This is a genomic window from Streptomyces sp. BR1, from assembly GCF_052373795.1.
GTDB lineage: Bacteria > Actinomycetota > Actinomycetes > Streptomycetales > Streptomycetaceae > Streptomyces.
The window spans coordinates 7,078,862-7,090,926 of the sequence record NZ_CM126252.1; the positions used below are offsets into that span (position 1 = coordinate 7,078,862).

Below are 12,065 nucleotides of genomic sequence, written 5' to 3' on the forward strand. Positions count from 1 at the left end.
TGCCTGGCGGAGCGGACGCACGTATTCGCGCTTTTTAGGATCTCCGGTCCCGAGTAGCCTGCGTCCTGCGTCCACCAGGTGTCCGACCACACCGTACGGGCCGCAGCGCACCTTCCCCTGGGAAACCATACTGACCCGGAAGGAAATGCCAGTGATCTTCGATCGAGACACCCGTAGCAGACCCAGGTCCGGACGACGCGGCCTGTTCGCGCTCGTCACGGCGGTCTTCGCGATGCTGGTCATCGCCATGGCCGGTGCGCCCGCGCACGCCGACGGCTTCAGCCCGATCAATGTCTGGAATTCGAGCCACTGTCTCGACAACGCCACCGAGAACGCCGCGAAGCTTCAGATGTGGTCGTGCACCGGTGGTTCCGAACAGAAATGGCTCGAAGGGTTCAACACCCAGACCGGCCTGTTCACCTTCACCAACCAGCACACGGGACGCTGCATCACCGCGCCCGCCTCCGGGGCGGGAACGGTCACCATGGCGTTCTGCAACGCGGCCGACCCCACCCAGCAGTGGAACGTCTTCTTCGCGGACAACCCCAACGGGCCGCCCTCGGGCTGGTACGACGTGTGGCAGAACGCGTCGAGCGGGCTCTGTCTGTCCACGCCGAGCGTGCGCAACGGCACTCTCCTGCAGACGACGCCCTGCGATCCCTCCGACCAGTACGACCGGTGGCACCAACAGTGACGACCGCCCCCGTCACACCCCGCTGAGCGACAGCTTCGCGGCGAAGCCGAGGAAGAGCACGCCCGCCGCCGACGTCGCCCCGGCCGACAGCCGCTTGCGGCGGCGGAAGGCGGCGGACAGCCGGGTGCCGCTGAATATGAGCGTGGACAGGTACAGGAAGCTCGCTGTTTGCAGCAGTGTGCCGAGCACCAGGAAGGACAGCGCCGGATAGGCGTATCCGGGATCCACGAACTGCACGAAGAACGAGACCAGGAACAGGATCGCCTTCGGGTTGAAGAGGCTGAGCATCAGCGCACGCCGGTACGGGCGCTCGGCGGCAGCCTCCGTGGCCTCGCTCGCGGGGGTCGCATCAGCCCCGGGTGACGCATGGCGGGCACGCCACATACCGAGCGCCTGCCTCAGCATGCCGATCGCCATCCAGGACAGATACCCGGCACCGGCGTACTTGACCACGGCGAACAGCAGCGGCGTCGTCTGCAGCAGCGACGCCGCCCCGAGCGCGGAGAGCGTCATCAGCACCGTGTCCCCGGTCCAGACGCCCGCAGCCGCGACATACCCCGTCCGCACCCCACGCCGGGCCGCGACGGAGAGCACGTACAGCGAGTTCGGCCCGGGCGCCAGAATGATCAGCAGCAGGCCCATGAGGTATGTCGGAAGATCGGTTACACCCAGCATGCGGCCGAGTGTCGCACAGGGGTGTGACAGTCGGTCCGGGTGTTTCACGATGTGGCACCGGGCCGCATGGCGTGGAGGCTGGCCGCCGAGTGGCGCGGGGACGGTGTGACGGCCGAGTTGGTTGCGGGAAGTAGGTCCTCCGTTTGAGGACTTCGGCCTCGTGTGGCGCATGGGCGCCGGGTGATGAAATCCCGGCATCCGATATCGCCCGGAAGGCCGGAAGGTTTGTCATGCGTCTTCGCTGGACCGCTGCAACCGCCCATATCCTGCTCTTGAGTTCAGTTGTCGTCGCCGCGGATCTCTCCGTGGCCCAGGCCCAACCCGTACCGCCCGCGATGCAAGAAATGGTGGCATCGCGCAAGCTCCCGGACTTCGTGTATCGCGGGGTCAATCTCTGGCCGAAGGAGCCGTTGGCCAAGAACCCGTCCTATGAGTCGTCCGACCGCTATACCGAGCCGAATCCCGAGCGGGCCTTCAAGGAAGGCATGCACGCACGGCTGACCGATGAGGCCCAGTCCGTGGACTTCTCCATCGAACGGCATTTGCAGGGCGGCGAGCGCAACATCAGTCCGTACATTTCCACCACGGAGAACCTGGCGACCGCCAAGCAGTTCGCCCTGGGGACGGGAAACCAGCCGGCCGCCTATGGATATGAATTCCGGCAAGGAGCGGACGGCAAGGTGCGGAAGTTCGCCGTCTCCCGGGGCATCGTCTACATCATCAAGCCCACCAGCGGAAACATGGTCTACGTGGAGGACGCCGCGCAGCGGGAAGGTGTGGCGGAGAAGTCCTCCGTGCGGGAGAAGTTCGGCCAGCGGGAGTGGGCGGCGTTCCGGAAGATCGATCCGCGGAACATTCACTCGGCGCAGGTCTATGAGCGCGTGGCCGAGGTGGACGAGAGCGGAAAGATCGGCACGTGGTCCGAGGCCGCGATAGCCAGAGGCGACTTCACAGTTGACGGGAAGCGGATCAAGAGCCTTCAGGTCAACGACGCCTTCGACGCGGGCCATCCCGGCTTCCTTCCCGTCCGTATGCCGTGCTCTCCCAGCGGCTCCGGCCGCGCCAAGCGCTCCGTGGACCTGTGCGGGACCGGTGCGCCCACGGAGGAGAAGCCGAGCGGTCAGGCGTTGGAGGAGCTGGAGGCGCGGCAGGTCGAGAAGGTCTTCGGGGAACTCGCGGGCAAGTACGGGCTGAAGGTGGTCGCGCGTGACGGCAAAACCTTGTCGCCCGCCGACGTCCACGCCCGGATCCGGCAGTACACGAGACTGTCGCCGGAGGCGAAGGTCAAACTGCGGGCGGGGCTGAAGTCGGCCGCCGGTACGGCGAAGGGCGCGCTGGTGGTGGCCGGAGGCGCCCTGTGGGCGAAGGGCGTGTACGACGCGTTCGCCGAGGACACCAGCAGTCTGGACAAGGCCGCCGCGCTCACCGCGATCGTCCCGTTCGTGGGCTGTGGCACGCAGGCGGCAGCGAACGGCGACCACGGCCGGTTCGACGCCGATGACACCGCGGCCTGTTTCGGGGCCGACGCGCTGCTGGTGAGTCCGTTGTGGCCGGCCGGGCTGACACTGCACGGCGCCCGCTATTTCACCGCGAAGTGGCAGGAGGCCCAGATTCCGTCGATCACGGTGTTCCAGAAGGCGCGTGACGAGGCGTGGGGGCAGACGTTCGCGGACTTCCGTACGAAGGGCCTGCCGAAGCTGGTCTCCTCGGCCGCGCAGGCCGAGCGGCAGCAACTGGAGGCGGAGAAGGCGGTGGTGCTGCACAACGCCGCCGAGAAGATCGCCGAGATCCAGAGGGGCGGTGCCTCTGATTCCGCCAAGCGGCTGCTGACCCGCAGCGCCGAGCGTGCCGCCGAGGAGCGGATCGGCGAGCTTCCTCAGCAGGTGCGGCAGCAGTTCGACACGGCGATCCGCGTCGCCCTGGTGGAGCGCGCCCGGCAGTACAACGAGGAGTTCATCAAGCAGGAGGTCGACATCGACCGCTGGAAGGACGAGTCCTGGCAGGCGGCCCTGCACGGCCCCAGCCACTCCCGCGAGGACCGTCAGGAATACCTGGACAAGCTCACCCAGCGACTCCGCGACACCGACATGCTCCCGCCGGTACCCGACGCCAAGACCCTCGCCCCGGACATCGCCCGCGCACGCGAAGCTCTGGCGGCAGGTAGCAGTAGCTGAGCAGCGTAAAGTGCGCAAATACCAGCAAATCCCCTCACGGGAATGATCGAGGTTCCCCCCCCATGGCACACGCACCCCACCCTCCCCACCGCACCTCCCGCACCGGCGTCCTGCTCGCCGTGATCGGCTTGGGCTTCGCCGTCCTGGTGGCCGTCGGGCTGATCTGGTCCCGGGAGATCGCGTTCTGGATCAAGGGGCATACGGCGGGGAGCGCCTGGTTCCTCACCTACGAAGGGGCTGCGGTCGGCGGCGGGCCCCGCGCCACCGACGTGCGGTACGGGCACAACCCCGATCGCTACAAATCGCAGTACGCGCAGGAGCGCACCGGTCCCGTACAACTCCCTTGGAGCACCGAGGTGTTCGTGAACGTCGGCAAGGAGGCGCGGGTGGAGGTGGTTCCGGCAGCGGACGGGGTGGCCTCCTGCCGCATCCTGCTCGACGGGGTCCGGGTGGTCGCCGAGGGGAGATCCCCCGGCCCCGGTCAGCCGGCCGTCTGCCGGGTGGACACCCCGGCCACTCCGGAGAAGTGGCCTCGCTGAGGCGACGGGTCAGGGTGTGGTGGTCGGGAGGGCGGCGGTGACCAGGGGAACTCGGTCAGGGTGAACGACGAGCTACCCCATGTCGACAACCTCGGTCGCCGCCGGAGCCCGTACATCCAGCGGCTTGTCGAAGGCGCTGAACGATGTGGTGCTCTGGAGCCTGGACCCCTTGTAGAGGACCTTGAGGATGTACGGCTTGCCCTCGGCGGCGATGTAGAAGGTGTACGTGCCGCCCTTGTCCGCATCGTCCGTCACCTGGAGCGGGATCGTGCGGGTGCCGTCGAGGTCGACCGGGTCGTTCTGGTGGGCTTTGCCGAAGGAGGCGAACTCCCGGGTGCATTCGACGAGCCCGTCGCCGGGCGTCGCGTCGCTGGTGGGGGTCTTCACCCACCGCGACTGCTGCCGCGCACCGGTCATCGGGTGACCCGCCGCCTTGAGGTATGCAGCGTTCGGGCGGGCATAGTCCGTGTCGCCGATCCGGATCTGCTCGAAGACGGCGCCCGAGGTCCAGGTCGTCTCGGTCGCGCAGGTGTGCTTGAGGTCGGTGGTCTGGTGGCTGGAGGTGGTGCCACCCGTACCGCCGGTGGTCTTCGAGTCGATGGTCAGCGAACGGAGCGCGCCCATCGTGCTGTTGGCGTCATGGAGCAACTTCTCGGCGGAGCGCCCCTTCGCCGTACCGCTCCCGGAGCAGCCGACCACGGCGGCAGCTGCCGTCACGCACGCCAAAACCCCTGTAACGGCCTTTGTCACAGCCACCGGTGCCGTACGCACGACGCCCCTCCCCGGTCACTCCTTGTTGATGAAGTGATCACAGTAATCGAGCGTGTCGCGAGTCGGCCGGGGAGGAGGGTTACGGGCGGCGGCCCCACGCCGAGATCATCGGGGCCGTGGCCGGGTCGAGCCGGCCGGCGGCGACGTCGGCCAAGTGGCGGTCGATCTCCTCGTCGGTGGCAAGGCCTTGCGCGACCAGATGATGGCGGACCTGCCGCACCGTCGCGTCTTCGAGCACGGCACAGGCCGGGGAGGTGATGGGGAAGTACGCGTCCGCCTGTACATCTGCCAAACCGGCTTCGCGGAGCACCCTGGGCAGGGTCCGCCCGTACGCCAGGTCCGCGCCGCGGCCGGCCATCAGGGTACGGAAGCCGGTCCGCAAGCGGTTGGCGAGCCGCTGTTCGGGACCCGACTCGTCCGGACACGCCAGCGGTAGCAACATGGGGTCGGCGTCCTCCAGGAGCAGCCACCCGCCGGGCCGCAGCGCCTGGACCATGTGGCGCAGTGCCTCGGCGCGGTCGGGGACATGCACGAGGACCAGCCGGGCGTGCACCAGATCGAAGGAGCCGGGCGGCGGGGGATCGGCCACCACGTCGTGGGACAGCACCTCGATCACCCCGTCGGCGATGTCCCGCGTCCAGGACACATCGATGTCGGTGGCGATCACGGAACCGGCCGGGCCGACTCGCTCGGCGAGCCCGAGCGGTACGGACCCGCCGCCGGCCCCGACCTCCCAGCACCGCATACCGGCACCGATCCCGAGCCGGTCGACATGCCGGAACGTCACCGGGTCGAACAACTCGCTCAGGGCGCCGAACCGTACACCCGCCTCGGACTGTTGGTTGTCCAGCAGATAGCCGCGGTTGCCGTCATTGTCAGCCATGGGGCGATTGTGGCAGAGGAGTTGAGGACGGGGACTGGGGATCGGGTGATCAGGAGCGGCCTCCCGGGCGGCACTTGGCCCTGTCCGCTCCGCCACGAAAGATGACCGCGCCACACCGATGAGTTTCTCCCGCTCCCACCGTCTTACTATCGGCAGACTGCACCGCGCAGCCGCCTGGGAGGGACATCATGAGGAAGATCACGGCTGGCCTGTTCATCTCGCTCGACGGGGTGGTGGAGGCTCCCGACCAGTGGCACTTCCCTTACTTCAACGACGAGATGGGCGCTGCGGTCGGCGCGATGCTCGGTGCGGCCGACACCGTGCTGTTCGGCCGCAAGACCTACGAGAGCTTCGCCGGAGCCTGGCCGGAGCGGGAGGCGGCGGGCGGCGAGGACGCCGGTTTCGCCAAGACGCTGGGCGACGCGCGCAAGATCGTCGCGTCGAAGCAGAAGCTTGAGTTCAGCTGGCGGAACTCGGAGCAGTTGGAGGGTGACCTCGTCGACGCCGTCACCGCTTTGAAGAACGAGTCGGGCGGAGACATCTCCCTCAGCGGTTCGATCTCGGTCGTCCGCCAACTGCTGGGCGCCGGACTGCTGGACGAGCTGCATCTGCTGGTGCACCCCCTCGCCGTACGCAAGGGTATGCGGCTGTTCGACGAGGGCGAGAGCCCGATCCCGCTGCGGCTGATCTCCTCCGAGGCGTTCCAGACCGGAGTGGTGCACCTGGTCTACGCCCCGGCCGAGTCGGCCGGGAACGGCGCCTACGACGACGCCAAGGCTCATCTGCCCCAAACCGAGTAGTGACGAGGCCGACGCGCGGCCGGGCGTCTGTCGGCGGTGCCGCCCGCAGCTTGCGTGGGGCGGGAGAGCGGCCGCAGCGCCGGGCCTACCGGCGGCACCCGTCGCCCGTCGGCCACGGTCCTGGAGTTCTTGGCTGAGGGGGTGCTGTTGTGCCGTGGGCGGTGGCTGCCACGCTCGTTGGAGCCACAGGCTCCGGCGAAGCGGCTTTCTCCTGGCCCGGTCGCCGGTGGCGGTGTACGCGGAGGTCCCCCGTCTCGGCGTACACCGCGGGTGCCTGCCCGCCCATCAGCGGCGGGCAGGCACCCATTCACCGTGTTCAGGTGTGACGCCCGGCGTCGGCGTCAGCTACAGCCAACCCTGCCTGGCCGCGGTCACCGGCTCGTGCCCCGGTGGCTGGGCCAGGCGGCCGTCGCGGATCCCCTCAAGGAGCAGGTTGATGGCGCCCATGATCTGCGGAACCGCACGACGCAGGTCTGCCGGGTCCGCCGGTCCCACCTCGTCCGGAGCCACTCCCGCCTCCTTGAGCAGCCCGTCCAGGTCGCAGAGCCGCTCTGCCACCCAGCCCAACGGGTCTGCGCTGAGCTGCTCGACGAAGACCCGTAGGCCGGGTTCCCATGCGCGGAACCTCGGGTGATGGTGCGTCCGGTCGAAGCTCGCGAAGGGGCCGTCCACGGACTCCAGGAGATCGCCCCGCCACAGCGGACGGTCGATCATGATGGGCCGCGCGGAGTAGATGGACCCTTTCAGCTCGCCTCGCTCCAACACCCTTAGCTCCAGGCGGACTCCCCGCTCGGGACCTTCCTGTCCTGGATCGGGCTCGGGATTGACGAAGTAGAGATCACCGACTACGACGCCGATCCGCTCGAAGCCGAATGCGTACAACACGAGACCGCCTCACTCTCGGCCGCCACATCATGAACTGTCCACTGTCTCCCGCCTCGTGGCGGGGACCAGACGTTGCCTGCCCAGGATGCGGACCGGGGACACCTCGCGGCTCAGACAGTCGGGCCGGATCCTGCCGCCCCGAGCGAGCCGCGCTCGACGCCGGACGGACGTCGAACCGTTGTTGCGCGAACCGGTGGGACGGTTCGAGGCCGGGCTCATCGCTAAGCAGCCGCTGGAAAGCCCCTGCAGCGTCACGTCGACCGCGTCACCCATCGGAGACGATCTCGGCCAGGTGGTGCAGTGAGTTGGTGAGATGTTCCGGGCCGAGCGGCGGGAACTGGATGCCGCGGTCGCGGATGTACTGCGGCACCGCCGACCAGTCGTAGGTGAGCGTGACCTCGGTCTCGGACGGGCCGAGCGGCGCGAGGTCGTAACGCCAGACCCAGCCGGTGCCATCGATCGCCGCATGGGTCGTCGGGTCGGCCAACACCGCGAACACCCGCGCGGCGGATGCCGTGAGAGTCAGGGTGGCGCTCACGTTCTCCTGGTCCACGGTGTGCGCTCCTCGTCGTCTCGTCTCGGGCCTCCCAAGGGGACGTTCCCACCTATTGAGACGACGCGGCGCGGCGGAACTCATCGGTCGTGTGGACGCAATCCGCGGTCAGAACCAGTGCAGGCAGTGCGGGGAGCGTTCGGCGCCGAAGAGGGCGTCGGCGAGGGCGGCCGCGCCCGGGCGGTGGGCCCGGATGTGTCCGGCACGTACGAGCGTGCTCGGGGCGGTGCCGCCGAGGTAGATCGAGCCCAGGTCGCTGACGTCCAGGGACAGGTCGGGCTCGCGGTCCGTCGGGAGGCACTCGGCCTTGCCGTCCCGGACGGTCAGCAGGTGGCGGCCGTGTTCGCCGAGGAACGGGTCGTCGACGTCGAGGACGAGCTCGCCGTCCATGAAATAGCCGCGCGCGGTCAGCGCACGCGGGACGTCGAGGAGCCGCACCCAGAGCCAGTCGGTGTCGCCGCTCACCTCGCCGGCGCGGAAGTCCTCGAACTGCCAGCGCAGCGGGTGCCCGGTCGGGACGTGCTTGAACACGACCTGGGTGACCAGGTCGTGGCCGAGCAGGTACCGGGCCAGGGCCGTATAGACGGCGTCGTCGGTGGCGATGGTCTCGTCGACGGTCAACGTTTGGGACTCGCCGAGCGAGTAGCTGGCGTACCCGTCCGGGACGCCGTCGGTGTCCCGGTGGACGGCGATGTAGCGCGGTGCCGGAGCGATCGGGGGCTGGCCCGCGCCCGAGGTCCACCAGCGGTGCGGCCGGGACAGAGCGCCGGGCTGGGCGCGGCGGTACCGGTCGTAGACCTCTTCCAGGATCTCGCCGCACTCGGCACGCCGCAGTACCTCGATCGAGCCGGTCGCCGGGGCGTCGGCAGCTCCGCGCGCCCGGGGAAGGGCGAGGGCCGCCCGGTGGCGCGGCACCGTCAGCCGCGCCGTGTAGGTCGCCGGTCCGTAGCCGAACCTGCGGTAGATCACGGCCTCGGCGGCCAGCAGTACGGAAAGGTACTCCCCACGGGCCCGCAAATCGGTGAGCTGATGCCGCATCATCGCGGTGAGCACGCCCTGGCGTCGGTGCGAGGGCAGGACGCCGACGCCGGTGACCCCGGAGGTCGGGACGACGGTCTCACCGGGCAGCGTGAGCTCGAAGGAGTACGCACCAGCGGTGCCGACGGGCCGCCCGTCGGCCGTCATGGCGAGCAGGTTGCGTTCCATTTCGAACGCCGACCAGAAGACCCCGCCGCCGTCCTCGCCCGGGGTTTCCCGGAAGCGCCCGAACGCGGCATGGAGTGTGTCGACGAAGACGTCGAGGTCCTGGTCGGTCGTGGAACGTATCTCCATTGCTGCCGCTGCCTTCCCGCGATACCGGCACCACCACGCGTGATGCCGTGCCACAGTGCAGCGTTGACGCGTGGTCAGGTCAACCGAATTACGGCCGGGGGTGGCGGATCTTCCTCAAACGTTGGGCTCCACCGGCCGCAGCCAGAGCAGTGCCGCCGTGGTGACCGCGAGCAGCGCGACGCATCCGCTGAAGATCAACCCTGACTGTCGCAGTCCCAGTGTGACGGCCATGATTCCCACGCCGACCACGGGAATCGAGATCGCCACGTAGAAGACGACGAACAACGCGGAGGTGATCTCCGCCCGCCGCTCGACCGGGCTGCGCCCGCCCACCGCGGTGACACCGGCCCGGAACGACAACCCCTGCCCCGCGCCCGCTGTGAGTGCCCCCGCCACCAGCAGTGGCAGCGAGGCCGAGAGCAGCGCGGAGGCGACCAGCGCCATGCCCGCCACGAGGACCACGCATCCCCACGGCAGCGCCCGGTGCACACCGACCCGGCCCATCAGCAACTGGCCGGCCATGGACGCCGCGAAGGCCAGGAAGACCACAGTCCCGGACACCGCCGGATCGCCCACCCCCACCACCTCCTTGAGGAAGCTCGGTGCCACCGACGTGAACAGACCCAGTGTCGCGAACCCCGCGAATCCGGCCATGGCCGCCGGTACGAAGGAGGGGCGCACCGACGGCGGCACACGCAGCCGCCGGGGGCCACGCGGCCTGCCGTGCCGGTCCCGTACCGTCTCCGGGATCAGCAGCACACCGACCACGGCCACCGCCACGAGCACCAGGTCCAGGAAGAACACCTGGCGCAGTGGATCCGGTGCGTACTGCGCGATCAGACCGGCGAGGAGCGGGCCGCTGCCCAGGCCGCCCATGTTGGCCGCGGTGGCGACCAGCGTGGCGGACGTGGCCCACCGCCTCGGGGCGAGCTCCACCACGGCAGCGGTCGCCGTCCCCGTGAACAGCCCGGCGGACAGCCCCGACAGCACTCGGCCCGCGAACAGCTCCGGCAGCCCGCGTTCGAAGAGGAAACACCCCGCGCTCATCGCCGACAGCACAAGCCCGGCCAGCAGAACCGGCCTTCTGCCCACCGAGTCCGACAACTGCCCGAGCAGGAGCAGCGCCACGATGACACCGACGGCGTACACCGCGAAGATCACGGTCACCATGAACGAGGAGAAGCCCAACTTCTGCTGGTACAAGGCGTAGAGGGGGGTGGGCAGCGTCGTGCCGCACATGACGACGGTGAACGCGTAGGCGGCCAGGACGAACGGAAGGCCGCGCCCGGTGCCGTACCGGCCGGGGGCGATGTCGTCCGCTTGGCGCGCGGATACGGGGTTGCTCACCGTGTCTGCCTATCAGGAACACGCGAGTGAGGTCGTGACGCCCCGCGCGCGGGGCGCTACGAGACACCGGCTGGGCGAAAAAGCGACAGCATGCGGCGATCACGCACTGCCCGGCATCCGGGACCCGACGATGGGTCCGGGACGGGGCCGCCGCCTCATGTGTACGGGGCCCGGGCGCGCCGACGGTTGAGGGGCATCGATCACCCCTCGGGCAGCGCCCGGTCTGCGAGTCCCCTCATGTGCCCCTTCTCCGCATCCGTAGCCCTCGACCGGAGCATCTGCTCCGGTCCGGCCCGTTTCCCCCTCCAGGTACGGGACGGATCCGCCTCATGGGGCGAACTGACCGACATCGCCCGGCAGTTGGACGCCGACCGCTTCCTGGTCATGTCCGACCGCGGTGTCCCGGCGGCCCATGTCGACCGCGTCCTGCACCACCTCGGCGCGGCCGCACCCGCCCAGCTGGTGTGGGCGTCCGGTCCGGACGACATCTCTCCCGACGCCGTGATCGTCGCTCTCGGCGGTACCAGCGTCCTCGACGCCGCCGCCCGCCCGGCCGCACACACCCGCCGGGGCCCCTTCCTGCTCCCGACCACCCTGCCCGCCGTACTGGACACCGCACTGTCGCTGGTCGGCCCCGACGGGCCGCGCCGGGTGCCGGTCCTGGTGCGTGCGCAGTTGGAGTTCCTGGACACGCTCGCACCCAATGCCGTGCGGCCCGGGCTGTATGCGCTGGTCAGGAATGTGCTGTCGGTGTGCCCGGCCGCGTATGACCAGGTCAGCGCCCGGCTGCGGCCGGACGGCAGATACGGCAGGAGCGAGCTGGCCTCGTTCATCGCCCTGTGCGCCGACGTCCGCGCCGCCCTCACCTGCTACGACCCGCTGGAGGACGGTCCGGCCGGGGTGTTCCGGTACGGGCATGTCGTGGCCGACGCCCTGCGCGCGCTCGGCGTCGGCGCTCTGCGGTACGGCGACGCCGTCGCCCAGGGCCTGCTGGTGGCGGCACGGTGTGCCCGCCGGATGGGACTGCTCGACGCGGCGGGGGAGGCCGCGCACCGGGAGCTGCTGGGGCGCTGGGGTGCTCCCGACCTCCTTTCCGCACCTGTCACCGCGCAGGACGTGCTGAGGGCCCTGTACGCGGCGAACGACAGCACCGTCGGCATGGTGCTCCTCGACGCCCTGGGAGAGCCCCACGTATCCGGCGGCCACACCGTCACCCCCGTCGGCGAGGACGTCCTGCGGGCCGCCCTGGGTGGGGCGACGGACGGCCTGGTGGGCCGTCCCCGGCGGCCGGGATCCGGCCGGGACACGGTCGGGACCGGCGCCTCATGTGCCCGGGGCACCGGGCGCCCGAACGTGGTGGAAGACGTTCCGATCCGGCCCCGACCGGGGTCGCGCATTCTGTGAGGAGACCA

At 69.6% G+C, this 12,065-nt stretch carries 12 protein-coding genes; 5 read left to right on the forward strand and 7 right to left on the reverse strand.

The genetic code is table 11. From position 1 onward, the window contains the following. Positions 1–151 precede the first annotated feature (151 nt). Entirely contained in the window at positions 152–694 is a 543-nt protein-coding gene (locus ACT1U9_RS31265; protein ID WP_444535981.1) for an RICIN domain-containing protein, read from the forward strand. A gap of 12 nt (positions 695–706) precedes the next feature. On the opposite strand, the gene leuE is transcribed toward ACT1U9_RS31265, so the two are convergent. Further along, complete coding sequence (gene leuE / locus ACT1U9_RS31270) at positions 707–1,369, reverse strand: leucine efflux protein LeuE (RefSeq protein WP_444535982.1); 663 nt, start codon at positions 1,367–1,369, stop codon at positions 707–709. Positions 1,370–1,641: 272 nt separating this feature from the next. Between leuE and ACT1U9_RS31275 the strand changes: the two genes are divergently transcribed. Both ACT1U9_RS31275 and ACT1U9_RS31280 read left to right on the forward strand, forming a co-directional pair. Continuing rightward, on the forward strand, positions 1,642–3,543 hold the full coding sequence (locus ACT1U9_RS31275; protein WP_444535983.1) for a hypothetical protein: 1,902 nt from the start codon (positions 1,642–1,644) through the stop codon (positions 3,541–3,543). Between the two features lie 62 nt (positions 3,544–3,605). Continuing rightward, positions 3,606–4,082 (forward strand): hypothetical protein, encoded by a 477-nt coding sequence (locus ACT1U9_RS31280; protein WP_444535984.1) that lies wholly within the window; start codon positions 3,606–3,608, stop codon positions 4,080–4,082. Between the two features lie 72 nt (positions 4,083–4,154). Here the strand turns inward: ACT1U9_RS31280 and ACT1U9_RS31285 are convergent, their stop codons facing one another. Next, positions 4,155–4,799 (reverse strand): hypothetical protein, encoded by a 645-nt coding sequence (locus ACT1U9_RS31285; RefSeq protein ID WP_444535985.1) that lies wholly within the window; start codon positions 4,797–4,799, stop codon positions 4,155–4,157. A 133-nt stretch (positions 4,800–4,932) separates the two neighbouring features. Then, positions 4,933–5,736 carry a methyltransferase domain-containing protein gene (locus tag ACT1U9_RS31290; RefSeq protein WP_444535986.1) on the reverse strand — a complete coding sequence of 268 codons (804 nt, stop codon included), beginning with the start codon at positions 5,734–5,736 and terminating at the stop codon, positions 4,933–4,935. Between the two features lie 188 nt (positions 5,737–5,924). Between ACT1U9_RS31290 and ACT1U9_RS31295 the strand changes: the two genes are divergently transcribed. Further along, a complete protein-coding gene (locus tag ACT1U9_RS31295) occupies positions 5,925–6,536 on the forward strand; it encodes a dihydrofolate reductase family protein (protein ID WP_444535987.1) in 612 nt (203 codons plus the stop codon). A gap of 345 nt (positions 6,537–6,881) precedes the next feature. Here the strand turns inward: ACT1U9_RS31295 and ACT1U9_RS31300 are convergent, their stop codons facing one another. From ACT1U9_RS31300 to ACT1U9_RS31315, 4 genes are all read right to left on the reverse strand, one after another. Then, the gene (locus ACT1U9_RS31300) at positions 6,882–7,421 is read right to left on the reverse strand and encodes a hypothetical protein (RefSeq protein ID WP_444535988.1); all 540 of its coding nucleotides are present in this window, start codon (positions 7,419–7,421) and stop codon (positions 6,882–6,884) included. 265 nt (positions 7,422–7,686) lie between these two features. Then, complete coding sequence (locus ACT1U9_RS31305) at positions 7,687–7,974, reverse strand: hypothetical protein (RefSeq protein ID WP_444535989.1); 288 nt, start codon at positions 7,972–7,974, stop codon at positions 7,687–7,689. 108 nt (positions 7,975–8,082) lie between these two features. Next, complete coding sequence (locus tag ACT1U9_RS31310; RefSeq protein WP_444535990.1) at positions 8,083–9,306, reverse strand: GNAT family N-acetyltransferase; 1,224 nt, start codon at positions 9,304–9,306, stop codon at positions 8,083–8,085. A gap of 114 nt (positions 9,307–9,420) precedes the next feature. Next, entirely contained in the window at positions 9,421–10,653 is a 1,233-nt protein-coding gene (locus tag ACT1U9_RS31315) for an MFS transporter (protein WP_444535991.1), read from the reverse strand. Positions 10,654–10,890: 237 nt separating this feature from the next. Between ACT1U9_RS31315 and ACT1U9_RS31320 the strand changes: the two genes are divergently transcribed. After that, positions 10,891–12,057, forward strand: a complete 1,167-nt coding sequence (locus ACT1U9_RS31320) for a 3-dehydroquinate synthase family protein (protein ID WP_444535992.1) — start codon at positions 10,891–10,893, stop codon at positions 12,055–12,057. The last annotated feature ends 8 nt before the right edge of the window (positions 12,058–12,065 follow it).